The sequence below is a fragment of the Bifidobacterium sp. AGR2158 genome (assembly GCF_000424225.1).
GTDB classification, from domain to species: domain Bacteria; phylum Actinomycetota; class Actinomycetes; order Actinomycetales; family Bifidobacteriaceae; genus Bifidobacterium; species Bifidobacterium anseris.
This window is the reverse complement of record NZ_AUJM01000016.1, coordinates 169,043-192,726: the sequence shown is the minus strand read 5'-3', so window position 1 is coordinate 192,726 and position 23,684 is coordinate 169,043. Positions and strand designations below refer to the sequence as shown.

The 23,684-nt window shown below is 66.9% G+C and carries 22 protein-coding genes and 1 tRNA gene; 18 read left to right on the top strand and 5 right to left on the bottom strand.

Annotation, left to right across the window (positions count from 1 at the left end; genetic code table 11):
- The 5 genes from sufD (at position 1) to G606_RS0107185 (ending at position 4,609) form a co-directional block, all read left to right on the top strand.
- Positions 1 to 1,227: a Fe-S cluster assembly protein SufD gene (gene sufD / locus G606_RS0107205; protein ID WP_026645399.1), complete on the top strand. Its 1,227-nt coding sequence runs from the start codon at positions 1 to 3 to the stop codon at positions 1,225 to 1,227.
- Positions 1,227 to 2,006 (top strand): Fe-S cluster assembly ATPase SufC, encoded by a 780-nt coding sequence (sufC, locus tag G606_RS0107200; protein ID WP_024541386.1) that lies wholly within the window; start codon positions 1,227 to 1,229, stop codon positions 2,004 to 2,006. Before sufD ends, sufC begins: the two co-directional genes overlap by 1 nt.
- 19 nt (positions 2,007 to 2,025) lie before the next feature.
- Entirely contained in the window at positions 2,026 to 3,297 is a 1,272-nt protein-coding gene (locus G606_RS0107195) for a SufS family cysteine desulfurase (protein WP_026645398.1), read from the top strand.
- Between the two features lie 99 nt (positions 3,298 to 3,396).
- Complete coding sequence (sufU, locus tag G606_RS0107190) at positions 3,397 to 3,942, top strand: Fe-S cluster assembly sulfur transfer protein SufU (protein ID WP_026645397.1); 546 nt, start codon at positions 3,397 to 3,399, stop codon at positions 3,940 to 3,942.
- Positions 3,943 to 4,027: 85 nt separating this feature from the next.
- Positions 4,028 to 4,609: a metal-sulfur cluster assembly factor gene (locus tag G606_RS0107185; protein WP_423734396.1), complete on the top strand. Its 582-nt coding sequence runs from the start codon at positions 4,028 to 4,030 to the stop codon at positions 4,607 to 4,609.
- A 59-nt stretch (positions 4,610 to 4,668) separates the two neighbouring features.
- Here the strand turns inward: G606_RS0107185 and G606_RS0107180 are convergent, their stop codons facing one another.
- Both G606_RS0107180 and G606_RS0107175 read right to left on the bottom strand, forming a co-directional pair.
- Entirely contained in the window at positions 4,669 to 5,544 is an 876-nt protein-coding gene (locus G606_RS0107180; RefSeq protein WP_026645395.1) for a TrmH family RNA methyltransferase, read from the bottom strand.
- 110 nt (positions 5,545 to 5,654) lie between these two features.
- Positions 5,655 to 5,741 (bottom strand) — tRNA-Leu (locus tag G606_RS0107175).
- 120 nt (positions 5,742 to 5,861) lie between these two features.
- Here G606_RS0107175 and G606_RS0107170 point away from each other — a divergent pair.
- From G606_RS0107170 to era, 6 genes are all read left to right on the top strand, one after another.
- Positions 5,862 to 6,668 (top strand): 16S rRNA (uracil(1498)-N(3))-methyltransferase, encoded by an 807-nt coding sequence (locus G606_RS0107170; protein ID WP_026645394.1) that lies wholly within the window; start codon positions 5,862 to 5,864, stop codon positions 6,666 to 6,668.
- Positions 6,669 to 6,781: 113 nt separating this feature from the next.
- A complete protein-coding gene (locus G606_RS0107165) occupies positions 6,782 to 7,117 on the top strand; it encodes a histidine triad nucleotide-binding protein (RefSeq protein ID WP_026645393.1) in 336 nt (111 codons plus the stop codon).
- A gap of 151 nt (positions 7,118 to 7,268) precedes the next feature.
- Positions 7,269 to 8,375, top strand: coding sequence for a PhoH family protein (locus tag G606_RS0107160; RefSeq protein ID WP_026645392.1), 1,107 nt, complete (start codon positions 7,269 to 7,271; stop codon positions 8,373 to 8,375).
- Positions 8,372 to 8,917, top strand: coding sequence for an rRNA maturation RNase YbeY (gene ybeY, locus G606_RS0107155; RefSeq protein ID WP_026645391.1), 546 nt, complete (start codon positions 8,372 to 8,374; stop codon positions 8,915 to 8,917). Before G606_RS0107160 ends, ybeY begins: the two co-directional genes overlap by 4 nt.
- A 29-nt stretch (positions 8,918 to 8,946) precedes the next feature.
- Positions 8,947 to 10,365, top strand: a complete 1,419-nt coding sequence (locus G606_RS0107150) for a hemolysin family protein (RefSeq protein WP_026645390.1) — start codon at positions 8,947 to 8,949, stop codon at positions 10,363 to 10,365.
- A complete protein-coding gene (era, locus tag G606_RS0107145; RefSeq protein WP_026645389.1) occupies positions 10,358 to 11,344 on the top strand; it encodes a GTPase Era in 987 nt (328 codons plus the stop codon). Before G606_RS0107150 ends, era begins: the two co-directional genes overlap by 8 nt.
- Before the next feature lie 146 nt (positions 11,345 to 11,490).
- Here the strand turns inward: era and G606_RS0107140 are convergent, their stop codons facing one another.
- Positions 11,491 to 13,542: an AMP-dependent synthetase/ligase gene (locus G606_RS0107140; RefSeq protein ID WP_026645388.1), complete on the bottom strand. Its 2,052-nt coding sequence runs from the start codon at positions 13,540 to 13,542 to the stop codon at positions 11,491 to 11,493.
- A gap of 272 nt (positions 13,543 to 13,814) precedes the next feature.
- Between G606_RS0107140 and G606_RS0107135 the strand changes: the two genes are divergently transcribed.
- Genes G606_RS0107135 through G606_RS0107125 form a run of 3 tightly spaced genes read left to right on the top strand, consistent with a single transcriptional unit; the run spans position 13,815 to position 16,712 of the window.
- Positions 13,815 to 14,960, top strand: a complete 1,146-nt coding sequence (locus G606_RS0107135) for an NAD(P) transhydrogenase subunit alpha (RefSeq protein WP_026645387.1) — start codon at positions 13,815 to 13,817, stop codon at positions 14,958 to 14,960.
- 13 nt (positions 14,961 to 14,973) lie between these two features.
- Positions 14,974 to 15,282: an NAD(P) transhydrogenase subunit alpha gene (locus G606_RS0107130; protein ID WP_026645386.1), complete on the top strand. Its 309-nt coding sequence runs from the start codon at positions 14,974 to 14,976 to the stop codon at positions 15,280 to 15,282.
- Positions 15,282 to 16,712: an NAD(P)(+) transhydrogenase (Re/Si-specific) subunit beta gene (locus G606_RS0107125; RefSeq protein WP_423734405.1), complete on the top strand. Its 1,431-nt coding sequence runs from the start codon at positions 15,282 to 15,284 to the stop codon at positions 16,710 to 16,712. The genes G606_RS0107130 and G606_RS0107125 overlap by 1 nt, the downstream gene beginning before the upstream one ends.
- A 121-nt stretch (positions 16,713 to 16,833) precedes the next feature.
- On the opposite strand, the gene G606_RS10215 is transcribed toward G606_RS0107125, so the two are convergent.
- Positions 16,834 to 17,970, bottom strand: coding sequence for an alpha/beta hydrolase (locus G606_RS10215; RefSeq protein ID WP_051198668.1), 1,137 nt, complete (start codon positions 17,968 to 17,970; stop codon positions 16,834 to 16,836).
- A gap of 276 nt (positions 17,971 to 18,246) precedes the next feature.
- Here G606_RS10215 and G606_RS0107115 point away from each other — a divergent pair, with 276 nt between their 5' ends.
- The 3 genes from G606_RS0107115 to G606_RS10210 all read left to right on the top strand — a co-directional run bounded on the left by G606_RS0107115 (position 18,247) and on the right by G606_RS10210 (position 21,266).
- On the top strand, positions 18,247 to 18,867 hold the full coding sequence (locus G606_RS0107115) for a 50S ribosomal protein L25/general stress protein Ctc (protein ID WP_026645384.1): 621 nt from the start codon (positions 18,247 to 18,249) through the stop codon (positions 18,865 to 18,867).
- Positions 18,868 to 19,091: 224 nt separating this feature from the next.
- The gene (locus G606_RS0107110) at positions 19,092 to 20,219 is read left to right on the top strand and encodes a branched-chain amino acid aminotransferase (protein WP_026645383.1); all 1,128 of its coding nucleotides are present in this window, start codon (positions 19,092 to 19,094) and stop codon (positions 20,217 to 20,219) included.
- A gap of 192 nt (positions 20,220 to 20,411) precedes the next feature.
- Complete coding sequence (locus G606_RS10210) at positions 20,412 to 21,266, top strand: trimeric intracellular cation channel family protein (RefSeq protein WP_081664106.1); 855 nt, start codon at positions 20,412 to 20,414, stop codon at positions 21,264 to 21,266.
- A gap of 120 nt (positions 21,267 to 21,386) precedes the next feature.
- On the opposite strand, the gene rpsT is transcribed toward G606_RS10210, so the two are convergent.
- The gene (gene rpsT, locus G606_RS0107100; protein WP_026645382.1) at positions 21,387 to 21,647 is read right to left on the bottom strand and encodes a 30S ribosomal protein S20; all 261 of its coding nucleotides are present in this window, start codon (positions 21,645 to 21,647) and stop codon (positions 21,387 to 21,389) included.
- A gap of 115 nt (positions 21,648 to 21,762) precedes the next feature.
- Between rpsT and lepA the strand changes: the two genes are divergently transcribed.
- Positions 21,763 to 23,676 carry a translation elongation factor 4 gene (gene lepA, locus G606_RS0107095; protein WP_051198666.1) on the top strand — a complete coding sequence of 638 codons (1,914 nt, stop codon included), beginning with the start codon at positions 21,763 to 21,765 and terminating at the stop codon, positions 23,674 to 23,676.
- Positions 23,677 to 23,684: the final 8 nt, after the last annotated feature.

The following is a 23,684-nucleotide window of genomic DNA, read 5'->3' as shown; positions in this document are numbered from 1 at the left end:
ATGGCAGACAACGCGGAAATCAACATCCCGGTCGCGGATCCCGATGATCCGTACGCGGTGCCGGCGGCGATGCCGTCGAGCGCCGACACGAGCCCGCGCTCCTTCGACGTGGCCGACTTCGCCACGCCGACGCGCAAGCAGGACGACTGGCGCTTCACTCCGGTCGAACGCATCCCCGAGTTCTTCGAACCCTTCGAGCCGAGCGGCGCCACGCGCATCTCGGTGGGTTACATCGACGGCTCGCCGCTGGACGATGACGACGTGGACGTGCGCGAGGTCGCGATCGGCGAGGCGCCGTGCGGCACCGTCGGCAAGCCGTCCGACCGCGCCGCGGCCGTCGAATGGAACAGCGCGAGGAGGGCATGGGTCGTCGAACTCAAGCGCGAGCCGGCGCATCCGGTGCTCGTGCAGGTGCACGGCGAGGGGCTCGACCCCGACGCGCTGCACCTCGTCATCGTCGCGCGCGACCAGGTGCACGGCGACGTCGTCGTTGAACACGACGGCGACGCGCGGCTGGCCGAAGGCGTCGAGATCGTCACCGGACGCGACGCGCACATCGGCACGACCTTCATCCAGGAGTGGTCCGCCGACTCGAAGCATGTGGCGAACCACCGCATCCGGCTGGGCGCCGAATCGTCGCTGCGCCACTCGGTCGTCACGCTCGGCGGCGCCTTCGTGCGCATCCGCATGGACCAGGAGTTCGGCGGCGAACACGGTGACCTCAACATGCTCGGCATCTACTTCGTCGACCCCGGCGAACACATCGAGCATCGCACGATGGTCGTGCACAACCATCCCGAATGCCGTTCGCGCGTCGTCTACAAGGGCGCGCTCAGCGGCAAGGGCGCGCATTCGACATGGGTCGGCAACGCGCTCATCGAACCGACGGCGCCGGGTACCGACTCCTACGAGCTCAACCGCAACCTCGTGCTTACGCCGGGCGCGATCGCCGACTCCGAGCCGAACCTCGAGATCGAGAACGGCAACATCATCGGCGCCGGCCACGCGAGCTCCGTGGGCCGCTTCGATGACGAGGAGCTGTTCTACCTGCGCTCGCGCGGCATCCCGGAACGTCAGGCGCGCAAGCTTGTCGTGCGCGGCTTCTTCGGCGAACTCGTCGAGGAGATCGGCATCGACGAACTCGCGGCCCATCTGATGGACGCGATCGACCGCCGTCTGGCGCGCGGTGAAGACGAAGACACGCAACACGCATTGGAGGAGAAGTAATGTCCACGCTCGAAATCAAGGACCTGTACGCATCGGTCGAGACGAAGGAGGGCCGCAAGCAGATCCTGCGCGGCGTCAACCTGACCGTCAACTCCGGCGAGACGCACGCGATCATGGGACCCAACGGCTCGGGCAAGTCGACGCTCGCGTACACGCTCGCCGGCCACCCCAAGTACGAGGTCGACTCCGGGCAGGTGCTGCTCGACGGCGAGGACATCCTGACGATGACCCCCGACGAGCGAGCCAAGGCCGGCCTGTTCCTTGCGATGCAGTACCCGGTCGAGGTGCCGGGCGTGTCGATGACGAACTTCCTGCGCACCGCGAAGACCGAGATCGACGGCAAGGCGCCGGCGATCCGCACGTGGACGAAGGAGCTCACCGAGGCGATGAAGCGCCTGAAGATGGATCCGAAGTTCGCGACGCGTTCGGTCAACGAAGGCTTCTCCGGCGGCGAGAAGAAGCGCGCCGAGGTGCTCCAGCTCGAACTGCTCAAGCCGAAGTTCGCGATCCTCGACGAGACCGACTCGGGCCTCGACGTCGACGCGCTGCGTATCGTCTCCGAAGGAGTCAACCGCGCCAAGGCGGCCGACGACTTCGGCATCCTGATGGTGACGCACTACACGCGCATCCTCAAGTACATCAAGCCTGACATCGTCCACGTCTTCGCCGACGGCCACTTCGTCAAGACCGGCGGCCCCGAGCTCGCCGACGAACTCGAGGAGCGCGGCTACGACGAGTACCTGCCCGAAGGCTCCGACTCCGAGTCGGCGCTCGCCTGAGCGGGGGAGCGGAACGCGGATGAAGGACATCGAGACGATACGCGCGCAGTTCCCGATCCTCAACCAGCGGATCAACGGGCATCCGCTCGTCTACCTCGACAGCGGCGCGACGGCGCAGAAGCCGCAGAGCGTCATCGACGCCGAATCGCGGTTCTACGAGACGATCAACGCCGGCGTGCATCGCGGCGCGCACACGCTCGCGGCACGCTCGACCGTCGCCTTCGAGCAGGCGCGCGTTCAGGTCGCGCGTCTTGTCGGCGCCTCGAGCGAAGAGGGAGGCGAGGAGCTCGTCGTGACGATGGGCGCGACCGACGCGCTCAACATGCTCGCCACGGCGATCGGCAACGCCTCGCTCGGCCGCGGTGGCACCGAGGCGGAACGCTTCGTCCTCAAGCCCGGTGACGAGATCGTCGTCTCGCGCGCCGAGCACCATTCGGTGCTGCTGCCGTTCCAGGAGCTCGCCGCGCGCACCGGCGCGACGCTCAAATGGCTCGAGGTCGACGAGGACGGCCGTGTCATGGCCGACCTCGCGCCCGAGACGATCGGCGAACGCACACGCATCGTCGCGGTCACGCACATCGGCAACGTCACCGGCGCGATCACCGACATCGCGCCGATCGTGCGCCGCGCGCACGAGGTCGGCGCGCTCTTCGTCCTCGACGCCTGCCAGTCGGTGCCGCACATCCCCGTCGACTTCCACGCGCTCGACGTCGACTTCGCCGCGTTCAGTGCGCACAAGATGTACGGGCCGACCGGCGTCGGCTTCCTGTACGGCAGGCGCGAACTGCTCGAGGCGCTGCCGCCGGCGCGCTTCGGCGGCTCGATGGTCGAGCTCGCCTACATGGACCGTCCGGCGCTGTATATGGCGCCCCCGGCGCGCTTCGAGGCCGGCACGCAGCCGGTCGCGCAGGTCGTCGCCGCCGGAGTGGCCGCCCAATGGATGATGGACGTCGGCATGGAGAACATCGCCGCGCACGAACGGCTGATCACCGACGAACTGCTCAAGCTCGGGCAGGTCGACGGCGTGCGCATCCTGGGACCCGAGACGAACAAGGATCGCATCGGCACCGTCGCCTTCGAGGTCGACGGCGTGCACCCGCACGACGTGGGGCAGTACCTCGACGCCTCCGGCATCGCGATCCGCGTCGGCCACCACTGCGCGCAACCGATTCACCGGCATTTCGGCGTCTTCGCGTCGAACCGCGCGTCGGCGGGTGTCTACAACACCCCCGACGAGGCACGCGCGCTCATCGAGGCGGTCAAGGGCGTCAGGCCGTTCTTCCTGCGCTGAACGCGGCGGTAGGAAGGCCGGAAAAGGAATAATGCGGCCCGCGAACTGTTGGCCCGATAGGGCGGACGGATTGACGGGCCGCACGGAAAGGAAGGCACGATGGCCGACAACGGCACCGACGAACTCGAACAGATGTATCAGGAGGTCATCCTCGATGCCTCTCGTCACCCGCACGGCAAGGGCGCGCTTCCGCAGACGGACGCGGCGGCGACCGACGGCGAGGCGACGGTCACGGCGAGGCACGAGGCGTGCTCGACGGCGCGTTCGCACCAGTTCAACCCGACGTGCGGCGACGAGGTCACCGTCCACGTGGAGGTGGGTCGCGACGAGCCGCACCGCATCGAGGACATCGTCTGGGACGGGCAGGGATGTTCGATCTCGCAGGCGAGCCTGTCGATCATGGTCGACCTCGTGCGCGGACGCACCGTCGACGAGGCGATGCACCTGTTTGACGAGTTCCATGCGCTGATGTCCTCGCGCGGCGCGGGGCTCGACGACGAGGAGGCGATGGACGAGCTCGGCGACGCGACCGTGTTCCAGGGCGTCTCGAAGTATCCGATGCGCATCAAATGCGCGCTGCTCGGCTGGGAAGGCCTCAAGGACTCGGTTGCCAAGGCGCTTGCCGCGCAGCGCAAGGCGTCCTGAGCGGGCGGCCGCACGGGACGACATGGACGGTTTTGCAACCGTTTGCAGATGCTTGACTTTGTAGGTGTTTGTTAGGAAGGACAAGATGATGAGCGACAATCTGGTGCCCGGACCGCAGGCGACGATCCTCGACGCGGTCAGCGGCGTCGTCGGAGACGAGGCGCAGGCGCAGGCGATCATCGCCAACCCGTCGCTGGCGAAGGACGTGAATCGGAACGCCGACGAGACACGCACGGACGCGGCGCACGGGGAGGGCGGCTGCTGCGGCGGCCATGACGGCGCAGGCTGCCGTTGCGGTACCGACGACGGCATCACGCTCAAGGGCGTCGACGAGATCGGACGCGCAACGGCGCAGGACGTCATGGAGGCGCTCCATCAGGTCATCGACCCGGAGCTCGGCATCGACGTCATCGACCTCGGCCTCGTCTACGGCATCGAGATCGACGAACTCGGCCGCGCGATCATCACGATGACGCTGACGACGCCGGCGTGCCCGCTGACCGACCTCATCGAGGACGAATGCGCGAGCACGCTCGCCGGCCTCGTCGAGGAGTTCCGCATCGACTGGACGTGGACGCCGCGCTGGACCGTCGACAAGATCACGCCCGAGGGCCGCGAACAGCTCGCCGCGCTCGGCTTCAACCTCGACGCGATGCCGCGGTACTGACGCCGCCGCATTGGGGGCGGACGGACGCTCCTCAGCGACGCCGTCCCACCCATCTCACGCTATGCACGGCGCGCATCGCGCGTCGCGTAGAAGGCGACGGCGCTCGATGCGGCCACGTTGAGCGAATCGACGTCATGGCTCATCGGGATCTTGACGGTGAGGTCGGCGTTGGCGATCGTATGCTTCGATAGGCCGTCGCCTTCGGTGCCGAAGATCAGCGCGAGGCGGTCGATGCGCGTGTCGGCGGCGGCGTCGGGCCGCAGGCGTTCGACGAGGTCGTCGAGCGAGATCGAATCGTCGCTCAGCGCCATCGCCGCCGTCGTGAAGCCCAGATCATGCAGCTGCGCGAGGCCCTTCCACGGCCAGAAGTGCACATCGCCGCCGCCGATGCGCGTCCACGGCACCTGGAAGACGGTGCCCATCGAGACGCGCACGGCGCGCCGGTACAGCGGGTCGGCACACGACGGCGTCACGAGGACGGCGTCGACATCGAGCGCCGCGGCCGAACGCATGATTGCGCCGACATTTGTGTGGTCGACGATGTTCTCGAGGACGGCGACGCGCGTCGCGCCGGCGCATACATCCTCGACACTCGGCAGAGGCCAGCGGCGCATCGCCGCGAGCGCGCCGCGGTGCAGCCGGTAGCCGGTGAGCCTCCTGAGCTGTTCGGGGGAGGCGACGTAGACGGGCACATCCTCGCCCCACCGCGCGTCGATCGTCGCGAAGGTGTCCGCCATGCCGTCGATCCACGGCTCCTCGACGAGCAGCGACAGCGGTTCGCGGCCGGCGGCGAGCGCCCGCGTGATGACCTTTGGCGATTCGGCGATGAAGACGCCTTTGGCAGGTTCGAGACGGTTGCGTAGCTGCAGCTCCGTCAGATTCGTGTACGCATCGACGCGTGGATCGTCGACGGAGTCAAGATGGATGAACCGCAAGCTGGACCTCCCGGCTGGCCGCCGCGTCCGCGGGGGAGCGGGGCCGATGATGGATGTATGGATAAACGAAAAGACCGGCGATTCTCGAAGAGAACCACCGGTCTTGGTCGTGTCCGGAGCGGGACTTGAACCCGCACGCCTGTATAAATAGGCACTAGCACCTCAAGCTAGCGCGTCTACCATTCCGCCACCCGGACCCGGGTCGCTGTGCTGATCACTGTGCTGTGTTCTCAGCGGCAACAGTTGAATACTATAGGGTAGATGCGCGACGTGCGCAACTTCGGCGTGTCGCGCATCGTTCGAGTAGCCTAGGGGCTATGACAATCCCTTTGTTTCTCGTAGATTCCGGCCACGACGACGCCCCGATGGCGTCCGAGCAGATCGAGTCCGGCCGCATCGGCTGGATCATGACGCTCCCGGAGGGCGTGCGCAGGCATGCGTTCGGTTCGATGCGCCTTGCCGCGGGCGATGAACTGCAGATCTCCGACGGCCATGGGCTGCGCATCAACGCGACCGTCGTCGACGAGCGCTCCGGTGACGTATGCGTGGAGTCATTCGTCAAGGAGGAGCCGCCGCTCGTCCGGCTCGCGCTCGTTCAGGCCCTCGCCAAGAACGGGCACGACGAGCAGGCCATCGACGTGAGCACGCAGATCGGCGTCGACGACGTCTACCCGTGGCAGTCGGAACGCGCGATCGCACGATGGAAGGACGGGCGCACCGACCGCAAATGGCGCGCCACGCTCGCCGCGGCCACCGAGCAGTCGCGCCGCGCCATGATGCCCGACCTGCACGACTGCCTGAGCGGCAAGCAGCTCATCGCGTTGTGCAGGCGTGCATGCGTGCGCGGCAGCCTCGTCGTCGTGCTCCATCAGGACGCCACGCTGGGATGGGACGAGGTGGAGGCGCGCGTGCGCGGCGTGCTGGAGCGCAGCCTCGGCGACGGCGCGGCGCGCAGCATCTACGTCGTCGTGGGTCCCGAGGGCGGCATCTCCGGCGCCGAGGTCGACGCGCTCAAGGACGCCGGCGCCGAGGTCTGCGTGCTCGGGCGCAACATCCTGCGCGCCTCGACGGCGGGTCCGGTCGCGCTCAGCCTGCTGTCGCGCGAGCTGGGACGCTTCAGCTGACGGCGGCGCGGAATAGGAGGCGCGGCCGCGCTGTTTATCCCGGTGCGGCAATACGATGGGATGCGCCCGCCGCCAACGGCGGACGTGTATCCCGTATCGACGAGAGGAAGACGATGACCGACCCGGACTGCCTGTTCTGCAAGATCGTGAACTGCGACATCCCCAGCGAGAAGGTGTACGAGGACGCGAGCGTCTACGCGTTCCGCGACATCAATCCCAAGGCGAAGGTGCACGTGCTCGTTGTGCCGCGCGAACACTACCGCAACGTCGACGAGCTTGCGCGCGCCGATGCGCAGCTGCTCGCGCACATCGTCGAGGTGGCGCAGCGCATCGCCGATCAGGAGTACGACGGCTCGTACCGTCTGATCTTCAACACCGGCGAAAGCGCCGGGCAGACCGTCTTCCATGTGCACGCGCACGTGCTCACCGGCGAGCCGCTCGACGAGTAGGCCGCCGGCGCTCCGCGCGTTGCATGCATGCGGCTGCCGCGTCAGGGAGCGGAATCAGTGTTGTTGACGACGGACGCGCATGCCGCGCGCCGTCGGAAATGTTTGTTTTTGAACGACCGGCGCGCAGGAAGCGCCGTCAGAGAGAGGTGTGGTGGCGACTACAACACGAACGGTGATCGTGCCGGAACAGCTCGACCCGGTGCGCGTCTTCGGACCCTGCGACGAGGTCATCCGTGAACTCGAGCGCGCCTTCGACGAGATCACGATCCACATCCGGGGCGACCGGGTGACGATCCGCTCGACGTCGAAGGCGGGGGAATCCCAGGCCGCCGAGGCCGAGGACCTGCTCCACCTGATTATCGACGCCGCCTATGGGCATCCGATGGACGCGCCGACGCTGCGGCGCATGCTCGACCAGCGCGTGCTGTCCAACGACGTGCGCGACGAGGCGCCCGGACACGGCGCGCAGACCGACGAGATCCGCCGGATCCGCGCAAACAGGCGCGCCGCGGCGCGTGAGACGCGCGCCGAATACCGCAAGCCCAGCATGCCCGGGACGATCGCCTGGGCCAACGGCGTGCCGGTGCGTCCGAAGACGGCCGGACAGGTCGCCTACGTCAACGACATCGAGGCGAACACGATCACCTTCGGCATCGGCCCGGCGGGCACCGGCAAGACCTACCTCGCCGTCGCGAAGGCCGTGAGCGCCTTCGAGGACGGCCGCGTGCGCCGCATCATCCTGACGCGCCCGGCCGTCGAGGCCGGCGAGAACCTCGGTTTCCTTCCCGGCACGCTCAACGAGAAGGTCGACCCCTATCTGCGTCCGCTCTACGACGCATTGTCCGACATGCTCGGCCCCGAACGCATGCACCGGCTCATCGAGGAGGGCGCGATCGAGGTCGCGCCGCTCGCCTACATGCGCGGCCGCACGCTCAACGACGCCTTCGTCATTCTCGACGAGGCGCAGAACACGACGGCGCAGCAGATGAAGATGTTCCTCACGAGGCTCGGCTTCAACACGACGATGGTCGTCACCGGCGACATCACCCAAGTCGACCTGGCGGCCCCGCGCTCGGGGCTCGTCTCGATCGAACGCGTCCTCAAGGGCATCGACGGCATCGCATTCGCGCATCTGGGCGCCGGCGACGTCGTGCGTCACGAGCTCGTCGGCAGGATCGTCGCCGCCTACGAACGCTACGACGAGGCGCATGCGGCGAAGGGAACGGACCGCGACGGCACAAGGAGGGACGCGCGATGAGCGTTGAAGTGAACAACGAAACCGACTGGATCATCGACCCGAAGGTCTTCGCCGACCTCGGCGTATGGGTCATGGACCAGATGCGTGTGAGCACGCAGTCGGATCTGGCGATTCTGTTCGTCGATCCCGAGCCGATCGCCGAACTGCACGAACGCTGGATGAACCTGCAGGGGCCGACCGACGTCATGAGCTTCCCGATGGACGAGCTGCGCCCCGGCGACGACGGCGCTCCGAGCGAAGGCTGCCTCGGTGACATCGTCATCTGCCCATGGGTCGCCGCCCAGCAGGCCGCCGCAGCCGGACACAGCACGATGGAGGAGATGCTGCTGCTGACGATCCACGGCATCCTGCACCTGCTTGGCTACGACCACGCCACGCCCGAGCAGGAACACCAGATGTTCGGGCTGCAGCGCCAGCTGCTGCTCACGTTCTTCGCGCTCAGGCCGGACACGTCGTGGATCGCGCTCGTGCCGGACGACGCGCCGGACGCGCTCGCGATCTACGAGCGCCGCCACGGCACCGACCGTCAGCTCGGCCACTGAGACCGCGGCATTTTCAGAAGGATCGACCGATGTCCGAAGAACTCACGATCGTGCTCATCGTCGCGCTGTGCGTGGCGGCCGTGCTGCTCGCATGGCTCTCGATGATGCTCGCCGCGCTCGAAAGCGCGATCTCGCGCGTCACGCGCGCCAATCTCAACAACCTGATGATCGAGGTGCAGTCGGACGGCGAACTGTCCGACTTCATACGCCACAAGAAGATCAGGCGCCTGCAGGCGGCGCAGCGCATCGTCATGTACCGCTACGCCGCTTCGAACTCGTGCGCGTTCTTCCGCATCTGCGGCAACGTGCTCACCGGCGTGCTCGTCGCATGCATCGCCGCGACGCTCGGCTATGCGATGTGGGTGCAGCTCGTCGCAGGCCTCGTCGTCGCGCTCGTCATCGCCTGCGTCACCGTACTCATGCGGCCGCGCACCGTCGGCAGCTCGAAGCCGCTGTCCGTCCTCATCGCGCACTCGCCGCTCGCCGCCGCCTGCGTCAGGCTCACGCCGTTCATCCGCAGCCGCCGCGGTGACGCGCAGGGCGAACGCAGCTCCGACGCGATCTACGACGACGAGGAGCTCGAGAAGATCCACCACGAGCAGGGCAAGGCCGCGCTTGACCGCCTCATCGAAAGCAACCGCTTCGACCCCGAGGTCTCCGACATGCTGCGCAACGTGCTCATGCTCTCCGACACGCTCACGCGCGAGATCATGGTGCCGCGCACCGACATGATCACAATCGAGCGCGACGGCACGCTGCAGGACTTCTTGTGCCTGTGCTCGCGTTCCGGCTTCTCGCGCGTGCCGGTCATCGGCGCCGACATCGACGACCTGCTCGGCATGGCCTACCTCAAGGACGCCGTGCGTGCGACGGCCTTCAATCCGGCGGCGGGAGCACGCGACGTCGAATCGATCATGCGCAAGCCGATGTACGTGCCCGAGTCGAAGCCGGTCGACGACCTCTTCCACGAGATGCAGCGCACGCGCAACCATGTGGCCGTCGTCGTCGACGAATACGGCGGCATCGCCGGCATGGTCACGATCGAGGACGCGATCGAGCAGATCGTCGGCGAACTCGACGACGAGCACGATCGCACGCAGCACGCCGAACCCAAGAAGATCGGCGATCGCACGTGGAGCATGCCGGCGCGCACGCCGATCACCGAACTCGAGGAGATCTTCGAGATCGACCTCGACGAGGACGACGTCGACACCGTCTACGGCCTGCTCACCAAACTGCTCGGGCGCGTGCCGATCGTCGGCGCGAGCGCGACGACGCACGGGCTGCGCCTGACGGCCGTCGACTCGGCCGGCCGACGCAAGAAGGTCTCGACGATCGTCGTCGAACCGGCTTCCGTCGAGGGCGGCGACGACACTGGCAATACGACTCAGCAACAAGGCGATGACGCATCGCAGGATGGCAAGGAACAGGGGCACGACGATGACTGAGCAGCAGCACGCAACGCACGACGACACGGCGCAGGACAAGCCGTACCGCTCCGGATTCGTGGCCGTCGTCGGACGGCCGAACGTCGGCAAATCGACGCTGATCAACGCGCTCATCGGCACCCGCATCGCGATCGCGTCGTCCCGGCCCGAGACGACGCGCAAGGCGATCCGCGGCGTGCTCACACTCGACGGCGCGCAGATGGTGCTCGTCGACACGCCGGGCATCCACCGTCCGCGCACATTGCTCGGCCAGCGGCTCAACGACGTCGTCGACGAATCGCTCGCCGACAGCGACGAGATTGCGTTCCTGCTGCCGGCGGACCAGGAGATCGGCCCCGGCGACCGGCGCATCCTCAGCCGTCTGCGCTCGCAGTTCGCGACGAAGTCGGACACCGGCAAATTCGTCTGGAAGGTGCCGCTGATCGCGATCGTCACGAAGATCGACGAGCTCGACCGCGCGCAGCTCATCGACAAGCTCATCGAGATCGACGGCTTCGCCGACTTCAGTGACATCGTGCCGGTCAGCGCCCTCAAGGACGACAACCTCGCCGAGGTCACGAAGGTGCTCGTTGAGCATCTGCCCGAAGGCCCGCAAATGTATCCGGCCGAGCAGATCACCGAGGAGAGCCCGCAGGACGAGATCGCCGAGCTCATCCGCGGCGCGTTCCTCGAGGAGCTGCACGACGAGCTGCCGCATTCGCTCGCCGTCGTCGTCGACGCGATCGAGCCGCCGCAGGACAACGAGACCGGCGAAGGCTATGCCGGCAAGACGCGCGTGCTCGTCTCGATCTACGTCGAACGCGATTCGCAGAAGCCGATCATCATCGGTCACAAGGCCGAGCATCTCGTGCGCGTCAAGAAGCGGTTGCGCACCGCCGTCAACAGGATCGTCGGCGGCAAGGCGGTCCTCGACATGCACGTCAAGGTCGCGAAGAACTGGCAGTCGGATCCCAAGAAGCTCAACCGCCTCGGATTCTGAATCCGGATATCCGAACATGCCGGCCGCACACGCCGGCCGCGCGGTGCCGCCGTCGAAGACGAAGGACGCAAGGAGACGAACGACGAAAAGGACCCCCGGGAAGTGATTCCCGGGGGTCCTTTTCGTCGTTCGTCGTCAGTGCGGCGTCACTGCATCTTCTCGGCGGGGTTGCGCTTCGTGTACATCTGCGTGTTGAGTAGATCGGTGTAGCGCTTGATGACCTTGGGACGGATGACCTTCATCGATGCGGTCATCAGACCGTTCTCCTGTGAGAACTCCTCTGGCAGGATGATGAACTTGCGCACCGACTCGGCGCGCGAGACGCCCTCGTTGGCCTGGTCGACCCACTTCTGCACCTCGGCACGCACGGCCGGGTTGGCGGCCGCGTCCTGCATCGTCATGTCCGCGTCGAGGCCCTTCGACGACAGCCACGCGCGCAGCGACTCGGGGTCGAGCGTGACAAGCGCCGAGATGAACGGGCGCTTGTCTCCGAGCACGAGCGCCTGCGAGACGATCGGGCAGCGCTGGATGACCTCCTCCATCGGGCCGGGGGAGACGTTCTTGCCGCCAGCCGTGATGATGAGGTCCTTCTTGCGGCCGATGATGTACAGGAAGCCGTCGTCGTCGAGGCGGCCAAGGTCGCCGGTCGCATACCAGCCGTCGTCGGTGAAGGAGACTTCGGTCTGTTCCTCGTTCTTGTGGTAGCGCGGGAAGACGGCGGTGCCCTTGACCTGGATCTCGCTGCCGTCGCCGATGCGCAACTCGAAGCCGGGGAACGGGATGCCGACCGAGCCCTGATGGTAGGGCACGCCAATCGGGTTGAACGCGCACGGCGCCGTCGTCTCAGTCAGGCCATAACCCTCGTAGACGGGCACGCCGGCGCCGCGGAAGAAGGCCATGAGCTCGGGGTCGAGCGGCGCGCCGCCGGTGACGATCCACTTCGCGCAGCCGCCGAGCACGTCGCGGATCTGCGCGTAGACGAGCGGGTCGAAGGCGTTGCGGCGCATCGTGGCGAAACGGCTCGCCCGGCCGCGTTCGCTCAGCTCCTGCATGTACTTCTGCGCGGCGACGACCGAGGCGGCGAAGACGCGGCCCTTGGGGCCGTTGCCCGCCTTCTGCGAGGCCGCGTTGTAGACCTTCTCGAGCACGCGCGGCACGACGATCATGATGTGCGGGCGGGCGACCTTGAGGTCGCCGGTGAGCGTCTTGATGCCGTTGGCGATGTAGATGTGGATGTTGCTCGCCACGCAGATGTAGTTGATCGCGCGCGCGAAGGAATGCGCCTGCGGCAGGAACAGCAGCACGCGATGCTTCTTGTTGTGCAGCAGCTCGGGCATGTAGTCGGGTAGGTTCGTGGCCGTCGCGCAGTAGTGCGCATGCGTCATCTCGACGCCCTTGGGCGCCGACGTGGAGCCGGAGGTGTAGACGATCGAGCACAGGTCGTGCAGCCCGACCGTGGCGATGCGCTCGTCGAGCTGACGGTCGCTCACCTGCTTGCCGTAGGCCTTGAGCTCGTCGATTGCGCCGTTCTCGAGGCACATGACGTTCTTGAGCGTCGGGCAGTCGCGCTTGGCGAGTTCCGTCTTCTTGAGCATGTCCTTCGTCTCGACGACGAGGAGCGTGGCGTCGGAGTTGTCGACGATGTTGCGGATCTGCTCGGCGGAGTCGGTGTCGTAGACGGTCGCGAGCACGCCGCCGACGGCGAGCACGGCGGCGTCAAAGACGTCCCACTCGTAGGACGTGTGGCACATGAACGCGCAGCCGTTGCCCTTCTTGAAGCCCATGTGGATCAGGCCCTTGGCGACCGCGCGGATGTCGGCGAGCGTCTCGTTCGCCGTCTTCGACATCCATTCGCCGTCGCGCTTGAAGGTGTAGAGCGGCTCGTCGCCCATGCGTGCGGCGCGGTCCTCGTAGATGCGGTAGACGTTGAAGTTGTCCGGCAGCGGGCCGTTGCCCTCGGTGCTCGCCGTGATGAAGCCGGAGTCGGCGTCGATGAAGGTCGTCGTCGGGCGGTCGGGACCCCAGAAGTCGACGTGCGGGAGATTCTCGTAGTCGTGGTGCTGCGGCTGGCTTTCCGGGTCGACGTAGTCGGGCGTGTCGCCGTCGTCGCTGATCGGGTGCGAGAAGTCGCCTCCCAGGTGCAGCGCCCGCTGCGTGAGATCGGACGCGCGGTCCTTGACGGACTTGAAGATGGACATGGATTTGCTCCTTACCCGCAAAATACACTATTCCCTTGCAGTGTAGCCGTTTCGGGGGGACACGTCACCCTACGCTTGCGTAGCCACGCGGGCACGCGCGACCGGCTGCGCATACGCGTGGGCGACGCCGACGCGACCGAGTGCGCGCAGGGCGAAAAAGCCATGACCGGCCGAAAGATGGACGGATGGGAACAGGGGCACGGGGATTGGCTACACTGTAACGCTGTATGTTCACCATCCCGCGACGGGCGGGATGCATAGAAAGGGTTCACATGGCCGAACAACCAGAAGGAACCGTGACCTTCGGTGTCTTCAACGAGACATCGGAGCACGAGTCCCGCGTCGCGCTGACGCCGGACATCGTCACGCGGTTGCGCAAGTCAGGCGTCGCATGCCTGATCGAATCAGGGGCCGGCGAGGCTTCCGACTACACGGACGAGGACTACACGAAGGCCGGCGCGCAGGTCGTCGACGCCGCCGAGATCCTCGAGAACGCGGACGCCCTCGGCTTCGTCGAGCGTCCCGATGACCGGATGATCGCCCGCATCAAGCCGGGCACGTGGGTCATCGGCATGCTCGGATCGTTCACCGACGCCGACTACATCGAGGCGCTCGACAGGCGCGGCGTCACCGCCGTCGCGATCGAACGACTGCCGCGCCAGCTGAGCGCCGCGCAGTCGATGGACGAGATGACCTCGCAGAACTCCGTCATGGGTTACAAGGCCGCCCTCGTCGCGGCGAACGCCTATGGCTCCTTCCTGCCGATGATGACGACGGCGGCCGGCACGATCCGCCCGGCGAAGGTCCTCATCCTCGGCGCCGGCATCGCCGGCCTGCAGGCGATCGGCACCGCCAAGCGCCTCGGCGCCGTCGTCACCGCCTACGACGTGCGTCCCGCCTCGCGTGGCGAGGTCGAATCGCTCGGCGCGAAGTTCCTCGAGCTCGGCCTCGACTTCTCGAAGGGCCAGGGCGAGGGCGGCTATGCGCGCGCGCTGACCGCCGAGGAACAGGCGCAGCAGCAGGCCGCCGTCGATGAGAAGGCCGCCGGCTTCGACATCATCATCACGACCGCGAAGGTCCCGGGACGCAAGCCTCCGGTCCTGCTGACCGCGCGCGGCGTCGACGGCCTGCACCGCGGCGCCGTCGTCGTCGACTGCGCAGCGAGCGAACTCGGCGGTAACGTCGAGGGCTCTACGGTCGGCACGCACACCACCGACGGCGGTGTGACGATCATCGGCGCGCCGTATCTGGCGAGCGAGGTCAGCACGACCGCGTCGAACCTGCTGAGCCGCAACGTCGCCGACATCCTCGTGCACTTCATCAAGGGCGGCGCGCTCGTCGTCGACCCGTCCGACGAGATCGACCAGGCCATGGTCGTCGCCGGCAACAAGCCGTCGACCGAAACGAAGGGAGAATGACATGCAGGTCATCATGCCTAATCTTGTGATCGCGCTCACGCTGTTCGTCCTCGCGCTGCTCATCGGCATCGAGGTCATCGGCAAGGTGCCGGCGACGCTGCACACGCCGCTGATGTCCGGCGCCAACTCGATCCACGGCATCGTCATCGTCGGCGTCGTCATCGTCGCTGCGCACGCCACGAGCACGCTGTCCTACGTCTTCATCTTCCTGGCGGCCGTGCTCGGCACGATGAACGTCGTCGGCGGCTACGTGGTCACCGACCGTATGCTCGAGATGTTCAAGTCCGACAAGTCCGACGCGAAGAAGGGGGACAACAAGTGATCTACGACAACTGGATTCCCGCATCCACCGTCGACATCGTCGCCTGGTGCGTCTACGTGCTCGCCGCCGTGCTCTTCGTGATGGGCCTGCACTACATGAACTCGCCGAAAACGGCGCGCAAGGGCAACTTCGTGTCCGCGGTCGGCATGGTCATCGCCGTCGTGATGGCCTTCGTCAAGCTGTTCATCGACGGTGGCTTCTCGAAGATCGCGCTCATCCTGCTCGTCGCAGGCATCGTCATCGGCGCCGTCGCCGGCGTCATCTCGGCGAAGAAGGTCAAGATGACCGACATGCCGCAGCTCGTCTCGGTGTTCAACACCGTCGGCGGCGGCGCGGCCGCGCTCGTCGCGCTCAATGACATCCTCGCCGGCGAGGGCAGCCCGAGCCTCGTCGTGCTCATCACCGCCGGCCTCGGCGTCATGATCGGCTCGGTCACCTTCACCGGTTCGCTCGTCGCCGCCGGCAAGCTGCAGGGCATCAAGTGGGTCAAGAAGCTGAGCCTGCCCGGCAAGAGCGCGTGGAACATCCTGTTCATCGTGCTCACCGTCGCCGCCTTCGTCATGCTGTGCGTGCAGCCCGAGCACCGCGTGCTGTGGTCGATCCTGACGACGGTGTTCGCGCTGTGCTACGGCCTCGTATTCGTCATCCCGATCGGCGGCGCCGACATGCCGGTCGTCATCTCCGTGCTCAACGCCTGCACCGGCACCGCCGTCGCGATGTCCGGTCTGGCGATCGACAACGTCGCGCTCATCGTGGCCGGCGCGCTCGTCGGCGCGGCGGGTGTGACGCTGTCGGTGCTCATGTCCAAGGCGATGAACCGTCCGCTCATGTCCGTCCTCGCCGGCGGCTTCGGCGGCGCGAACGCCGCGGGCGGCGCCGCCGAGGGTCCGGAGGGCACGATGAAGGAGACCTCCGCCGACGATCTGGCCGTCCAGCTCGTCTACGCGGACAAGGTCATCTTCGTGCCCGGCTTCGGTCTGGCGCAGGCGCAGGCGCAGCGCGAGCTCGCCGACCTCGGCGAGCTGCTCAAGGAGCACGGCGTCGAGGTCGAGTACGCGATCCACCCGGTCGCGGGCCGTATGCCCGGCCACATGAACGTGCTGCTCGCCGAGGCCAACGTGCCCTACGAGGAGCTCGTCGACCTCGACGACATCAACCCGCAGTTCCCGAGTGCGAACGTCTCGCTCGTCGTCGGCGCGAACGACGTGACGAACCCGGCCGCCCGCAAGCCGGGCACGCCGGTCTCCGGCATGCCGATCCTCGACGTTGACAAGTCGCAGAACGTCGTCGTCATGAAGCGCGGCCGCGGCAAGGGCTACGCCGGCATCGAGAACGAGCTGTACTTCGAGGACAACACGCAGATGCTCTTCGGCGACGCGAAGGCGAGCCTGCAGGCCGTCATCGCAGCCGTCAAGGAGCTGCTCGCCTGATAGACCGAACGACATCGGTACGTATGGCGAAGGAGGCCGGCCCCCACGGGGGCCGGCCTCCTTGTTATGTGTCGTTATGTGCAGGATGATGCCGCTGTGTGCGACGATGCCGTCCGCGGCGTCAGGCGGCGGTGTTGGTGTTGACGGCGGTCTTGACGGTGGTTTTGGTGGTGCCGTCGGCGGCGTCGGCGAAGGCGGGGATGCGCCGCAGGAACGCGTCGACCGTCGACCAGTAGAGCGCGGGGTCGGCCGCGAGCGAGGCGACGTGGCCGGCGTCGGGCACGACGAGCAGCTCGCAGTCGTTGCTCGCGCACGCCTCATAGAGCCGGCGCGCGCTCGACGGGTCGACGATCGTGTCGGCGCCGCCCTGAATGAACAGCGTCGGCAGCGTCAGACGCCGCACGGCGTCGAGCACATCCGCGTCGGCGAGCGAGGCGTCGGCCACGCGACCGAGCAGCAGGTTCGCGACGCCGACCGACAGGCGCGCGAGCGCGCGCGGCACATGCAGCGCGTCAGCCATGCTGCCCGTCAGCTGCGTCGAGGCGCAGACGAAGGCGCTGTCGGCGACGATGGCCTTGACGTTCGGCGCGTGGCACGGGTCGGCGCCGGCAAGCAGCACGCTTGCGCCGCCCATCGAGTTGCCGTGCAACAGAATGCGCGCCTGCGGGTCACGCGAGATGATGAGGTTGACCCACTGCTTGAGGTCCCTGCGTTCGAGCGCGCCCATCGTCACATAGCGTCCCTCGCTGCGTTCGTGCGCGCGCAGGGCAGGCGTGAGGACGGTGAATCCCATCGCCGCGTAGTGCTGCGCCCACGGCGCCATCTCCTCGGGACCGCCGGTGTAGCCGTGCACGCAGACCGCGTAGCAGTGGGGCAGCGGTCGCGCCGTGTCCGGGTCGAAGCGCCAGCTGTGCAGCCGCAGCCGGTCGTAGCTGCGGATGACGACGCTCTGGCGCGTCATCTCGAACCAGCGTTGCGTCTGTTCGGGAACGGGGATGTTCGTCGCGCCGTGGTCGTCGAAATGGTTGCCGCTGCGTCGCACGAAGATCGAATGCGGGCAGTCGGCGTCGAGCGCGACGCGCAGCAGTGCGACGCCGGCGCCGGCCACGGCCGTGGCGGCGACGAGCGCCCCGCCCGCCGCGACGCCGGCGGCGATGCGGGCGGTGCGCGACGGCGTCGACGATGACAATGACGACGGCTGCGAAGACGGATGCGGCTGCGACGATGATGGTGACAATGACGGCGATGACGATGACATGACCGGCGGTTCCTCGATTCCTCGGACGATATGCGACGTGTCCGATCGGCTGCTGCACATTGTACATGCCGGCGTACGGCCCGGACCGGCGCGTGCACGGGCCACGCGCAAGGGGAACACGGCACGCGTTGTCCACGGCCGCTCCTAACCTTGAAACGTTGCTTTGGCGAGGGAAGGCGTGCGCGCCTTCCGTTATCGACTCGGCACGGAGACACTCCTGCGCGTGCGTCTTCGGCTCGTTGATGCGCCGAAGACGGAGCATAAAGGAGAATCATCATGGCAAACACCACCATCGTCCTCGAAGGCGAACTGCGCACCGAGTTCGGCAAGGGCCCGTCGCGCCGCATGCGCGCCGCGCACCAGATCCCGGCGACGATCTACGCCGGCGGCGACCAGCCGGTCTACGTCAAGCTCCCGATGAAGGAGACGACGCTCGCGCTGCGCCACACGAACGCCCTGATCACCGTCAAGTACGGCGAGGACAGCAAGCTTGCGGTCGTCAAGGACGTCCAGCGCAACCCGGTCAAGCGCATCGTCGAGCACATCGACTTCTACGAGGTCAAGGCCGGCGAGAAGATCGATGTCGAGGTGCCGGTCTTCGTCGAGGGCACGCCGAAGGGCGCCGCCGTCGCGTTCGTCGACATCCAGGAGCTCAAGGTTCGCGCCGACGTCAGCAACCTGCCGGAGCGCATCATCGTGACCGTCGACGGCCTTGCCGACGGCGACAAGGTCTTCCTCAAGGATCTCGCGCTGCCCGAGGGCGTCGAGCTCGACATGGAGGACCTCGACGAGTCCGTCGTCACCGTCGAGGTGCCGCAGGATGCCCCGCTGACCGAGGTCACCGAGGAGCAGGAGGAGAACGTCCCGGCCATCGACGAGTCGAACCCGGCCGCCTGATCCCTCCCTCCCGGCGCGTCGTCGCCGTGGAAACCGTCGCGATGCCCGTCCCGCAAGCCCGGGGCGGGCATCGCCGTATCCGGCGCGTGGAAGGCCAGAATGTGAACGCGCGAAACGCATTGGACATGGGGTTGTGCAAAAGTGAAGCATGTCGGCGCCAAAAGCGCTCAAGGACAACCACTACGATTTCGATTTTCAACGACACCCCCCAAAGAAGCATCAACATGACCAATGAATCCCATCACGATCCCGCGTACATCGATTCCCTCGCCGAACGGTTCACCGTCCTGCCGAACCCCGATCCGGCCTCGGACGCCAAGCGCGAGGAGCTCATCGACAAGCCGGCCTTCGGACAGGTCTTCTCGGACAGCATGGCCCACATGACGTGGACGAAGGGCGAAGGCTGGTCCGACCGCCGCATCGAGCCGTATGCGCCGCTCAAGCTCGACCCGGGCGCCTCGGTGCTGCATTACGCGCAGGAGGTCTTCGAAGGCCTCAAGGCGTACCGCCACGCCGACGGCTCCACTTGGCTGTTCCGTCCGGACGCGAACGCCGAGCGTCTGCAGAACTCGGCCAAGCGCCTGTACCTGCCGGAGGTCTCGATCGAGGACTTCCTCGGCTCGTGCGCCGCGCTCGTCGAGAAGGACGCCAAGTGGGTCCCGGCGCGCCGTGAGTACACGCTTTACCTGCGCCCGTTCATCTTCGCCTCCGAGGCCTTCCTCGGCGTGCGCGCCCCGGAAGAGGTCGAGTACTGCGTCATCGCCTCGCCGTCCGGCCCGTACTTCGCCGGTGGCGTCAAGCCGGTGAGCATCTGGGTCGAGGACAAGTGGTTCCGCACCGGCCCCGGCGGCACCGGCTTCGCCAAGTGCGGCGGCAACTACGCTGCCTCGCTGCTCGGCGAATACCGTGGCATCGCCGAAGGCTGCGAGCAGGTGTGCTTCGTCGACGCGGCCACGAAGACCTATCTCGAGGAGCTCGGTGGCATGAACATGATGGTCGTCCACAAGGACGGCCACGTCGAGACGCCGAGCCTGACCGGCAACATCCTGCCGGGCGTCACGCGCCGCTCGATCATCCAGCTGCTCGAGGACGACGGCCATGACGTCGTCGAGACGATGATCGTGCTCGACCAGCTGCTCGACGAGATTCGCTCCGGCGAGGTCACCGAGGTCTTCGCCTGCGGCACCGCCGCGATCGTCACGCCGATCGGCCGCTTCAAGTCCGAGAAGTTCGACGTCACCGTCGGCGACGGCCAGCCGGGCGAACTGACGATGGCGATCCGCAACCAACTGCTCGGCATCCAGCTCGGCGAGATCGCCGATCCGCACAACTGGATGTGGAAGGTGTGCTGAGCGCCCCCGTTGAATCGTAGTGACGGGGCGGCCATCATCGCGATGGGCGCCCCGTTTCGCATACATGCTCGATATGCGCCGCTGCGCCGAACGCGTAGCCGTCCGCGCACACGCGGATGAGGGGAGGCACGCGGCCGTACAATGGGGAAGGCCGCGGCTCGACGCGGCCGACGTGTACGGAAAGGGGAGGCGATGGAGGTCGTGCTGCAGAGCACGCCGTTCTTCCGCGGCGTCGAATACCTCGCCATCTTCTGCTGCGGCATGGCCGGAGGCCTCGCCGCGATCCGCAAGGGCTACGACGTCCTCGCGATCATCATCACCGCATGGCTCACGGCGCTCGGCGGCGGCATCATCCGCGACGTGCTGCTCGGCGCCGTGCCTCCCGTGGGCATCTCCGACCGCGTCTCGGTGCTCACGGCGCTGCTCGCCGGATGCACGGTCGCGATCATCCATCCGGAGGTCGACCGGCTCAAATGGTCGATGCTGACGATCGACGCGCTCGCGCTCGGCCTGTTCGCCGTCAACGGCGCGAGCAAGGGCCTGCTGTACAACACGAGCGGCATGACTGCCGTGTTCCTCGGCACGTTCACGGCGATGGGCGGCGGCATGATCCGCGACATCCTGCTCAACGAGGTGCCGATGGTCATCCGCGACCGCCACTGGTACATCGTGCCCGCCCTCATCGGCAGCGCGCTGACGGTGCCGGTGTGGCGCTGGCGGGCGCGCGGCATGATCTGCGAACGCGTCGCGATGGCGCTCGACGTGGCGATCGTCGTCATCGTCGTGCTGCTGCGTCTGGGATCGGTGCGCTTCAACTGGCAGCTGCCGACGGCCGTGCCGCGCGCGAAGGCGCATCTGCCGCGCGTGCTGCTCGAACGGCGCATCCACCATCGCACCGCATCGGTGGAATCCCCGGACACGCACGGCACACGACCTGCCGGGGAGGGCGGCGCCGGCTCGGCGGGAGCTGATGCGGCGCAAACGGCCTCGGCGGAAACGGACGTGCCGTCGCATGACGCGTCGCACAACGCGTCACATGGGGCCTGACGGCACGGCATACGTCCGCGACATTGGAACGACCTTGGGAACCGGAACAACCTTATGAACTTGACGAAGGGGCCCGGATGGATCACCCCATCCGGGCCCCTTCGTCAAGCGTGAATCGGATCACATCGCGTTGATCCGCAGCGCCAGACCGGACTTGCGGTTCGCGGCTTGGTTCTTGTGGATGACGCCCTTGCTGGCCGCCTGATCGAGCTTGCGGCCGGCGATCTGGAAGGCGGCCTCGGCGGCGGCCTTGTCACCGGAGGCGATGGCCTCGCGCGTGTGACGGATCGCGGTCTTGATCGCGGACTTGACCGCGACGTTGCGCTTGTGCGCCTTCTCGTTGGTGAGGACGCGCTTCTTCTGCGACTTGATGTTTGCCACTGTGTATTCTCCAAACAACGGTTTCTATAAGGACATACGGATATGAAGCATACCATGCACCGCGGATAAAGTCGCGGGCGGCGCGTGGGGGCGTTTGCCGTGCGTTGCCGCTAGAATGGTCGCGAATATCGTACAACAGGAGGGCGGCTTGAGCCAGCATCACAATCAGCCCGGTTTCACCGATCAGTCGGCGATCCGCAATTTCTGCATCATCGCGCACATCGACCACGGCAAGTCGACGGTCGCCGACCGCATCCTTCAGCTCAGCGGCATCGTCCCCGAGCGCGAGATGCGCGACCGGTTCCTCGACCGCATGGACATTGAGCAGGAACGCGGCATCACGATCAAGTCGCAGGCCGTGCGCGTGCCGTGGACCTACGACGGCCAGGAGTACACGCTCGGCATGATCGACACCCCGGGCCACGTCGACTTCACCTACGAGGTCTCCCGCGCGCTCGCCGCATGCGAGGGCGCCGTGCTGCTCGTCGACGCCACGCAGGGCATCGAGGCGCAGACGCTGTCCAACCTGTACATGGCGATCGACCACGACCTGACGATCATCCCGGTGCTCAACAAGATCGACCTGCCGAGCGCCGAACCGGACAAGCACGCCGAGGAGATCGCCGGCCTCATCGGCTGCGACCCGTCCGACGTGCTACGCGTGTCCGGCAAGACCGGCGAAGGCGTCGCCGAACTGCTCGACCGCATCGTCGTCGACGTGCCGGCACCCTCGGGGAACCCGGACGGCGACGCCCGCGCGCTCATCTTCGACTCCGTCTACGACTCCTACCGAGGCATCGTCACCTACATCCGCATGGTCGACGGTGAGCTGCGCTCGCGCGAGAAGCTGCACATGATGGGGGTGGGCACGACCTACGACCCGATCGAGATCGGCGTCATCAGCCCGGACATGATGCCGACGCGCGCGCTCGGCGCCGGCGAGGTCGGCTACGTCATCACCGGCGCGAAGGACGTGAGCCAGTCGAAGGTCGGCGACACGATCACGTCGGCCGCGCATCCGGCGGCCGAGGCGCTGCCCGGCTACCGCGACCCGCAGCCGATGGTGTACGCGGGCCTGTTCCCGATCGACAACGCGCAGTTCCCGGAGCTGCGCGAGGCGCTCGACAAGCTCAAGCTCAACGACGCCGCGCTCGTCTACGAGCCGGAGACCTCGGTCGCGCTCGGCTTCGGCTTCCGCTGCGGGTTCCTCGGCCTGCTGCACATGGAGATCGTATCCGAGCGCCTCAGCCGCGAATTCGGCCTCGACCTGATCTCGACGGCGCCGAACGTGCCGTACGAGGTGACGAGCGAGGACGGCACCGTGCACCGCGTCACCAATCCGAGCGAGTTCCCCGAAGGCAAGATCAAGAAGATCGTCGAGCCGGTCGTGGCCGCCGACATCATCACGCCCAAGGAGTTCATCGGCGCCGTCATGGAGCTGTGCCAGGACCACCGCGGTGTCATGGGCACGATGGAGTACATCTCCGCCGACCGCGTCGAGATGCACTACCGCATCCCGCTCGCCGAGATCGTCTTCGACTTCTTCGACCAGCTCAAAAGCCGCACGAAGGGCTACGCGTCGCTCGACTACCACGAAGACGGCGAGCAGGCGGCCGACCTCGTCAAGGTCGACATCCTCATCCAGGGTGAGAAGGTGGACGCGTTCTCAGCGATCGTGCACCGCGACAAGGCGTACAGCTATGGCGTGATGATGACGAAGAAGCTGCGCGAGCTCATCCCGCGCCAGCAGTTCGAGATCCCGATCCAGGCCGCGATCGGCTCGCGCATCATCGCGCGCGAGACGATCCGCGCGCTGCGCAAGGACGTGCTCGCCAAGTGCTACGGCGGCGACATCACCCGCAAGCGCAAGCTGCTCGAGAAGCAGAAGGCCGGCAAGAAGCGCATGAAGATGCTCGGCCACGTCGAGGTGCCGCAGGAGGCCTTCGTCGCCGCGCTGGCGACCGGCGAGACCGGCAACGACCGCGACACGAAGGACAAGATCCGCGCCGCCCAGAAGACCGAAGGCTAGACGGGCGC

Bases quoted from the DNA above. Each gene is read 5' to 3' on its own strand.
- G606_RS0107115 (WP_026645384.1), top strand. From the start codon at position 18,247: ATGGCAAACACCACCATCGTCCTCGAAGGCGAACTGCGCACCGAGTTC.
- G606_RS0107135 (WP_026645387.1), top strand. From the start codon at position 13,815: ATGGCCGAACAACCAGAAGGAACCGTGACCTTCGGTGTCTTCAACGAG.
- lepA (WP_051198666.1), top strand. From the start codon at position 21,763: ATGGTCGCGAATATCGTACAACAGGAGGGCGGCTTGAGCCAGCATCAC.
- G606_RS10215 (WP_051198668.1), bottom strand. From the start codon at position 17,970: ATGTCATCGTCATCGCCGTCATTGTCACCATCATCGTCGCAGCCGCAT.
- G606_RS0107165 (WP_026645393.1), top strand. From the start codon at position 6,782: ATGACCGACCCGGACTGCCTGTTCTGCAAGATCGTGAACTGCGACATC.
- G606_RS0107170 (WP_026645394.1), top strand. From the start codon at position 5,862: ATGACAATCCCTTTGTTTCTCGTAGATTCCGGCCACGACGACGCCCCG.
- sufD (WP_026645399.1), top strand. From the start codon at position 1: ATGGCAGACAACGCGGAAATCAACATCCCGGTCGCGGATCCCGATGAT.
- G606_RS0107140 (WP_026645388.1), bottom strand. From the start codon at position 13,542: ATGTCCATCTTCAAGTCCGTCAAGGACCGCGCGTCCGATCTCACGCAG.
- sufU (WP_026645397.1), top strand. From the start codon at position 3,397: ATGGCCGACAACGGCACCGACGAACTCGAACAGATGTATCAGGAGGTC.
- G606_RS0107185 (WP_423734396.1), top strand. From the start codon at position 4,028: ATGATGAGCGACAATCTGGTGCCCGGACCGCAGGCGACGATCCTCGAC.
- ybeY (WP_026645391.1), top strand. From the start codon at position 8,372: ATGAGCGTTGAAGTGAACAACGAAACCGACTGGATCATCGACCCGAAG.
- G606_RS0107110 (WP_026645383.1), top strand. From the start codon at position 19,092: ATGACCAATGAATCCCATCACGATCCCGCGTACATCGATTCCCTCGCC.
- G606_RS0107130 (WP_026645386.1), top strand. From the start codon at position 14,974: ATGCCTAATCTTGTGATCGCGCTCACGCTGTTCGTCCTCGCGCTGCTC.
- G606_RS0107150 (WP_026645390.1), top strand. From the start codon at position 8,947: ATGTCCGAAGAACTCACGATCGTGCTCATCGTCGCGCTGTGCGTGGCG.
- era (WP_026645389.1), top strand. From the start codon at position 10,358: ATGACTGAGCAGCAGCACGCAACGCACGACGACACGGCGCAGGACAAG.
- G606_RS0107195 (WP_026645398.1), top strand. From the start codon at position 2,026: ATGAAGGACATCGAGACGATACGCGCGCAGTTCCCGATCCTCAACCAG.
- G606_RS10210 (WP_081664106.1), top strand. From the start codon at position 20,412: ATGGAGGTCGTGCTGCAGAGCACGCCGTTCTTCCGCGGCGTCGAATAC.
- sufC (WP_024541386.1), top strand. From the start codon at position 1,227: ATGTCCACGCTCGAAATCAAGGACCTGTACGCATCGGTCGAGACGAAG.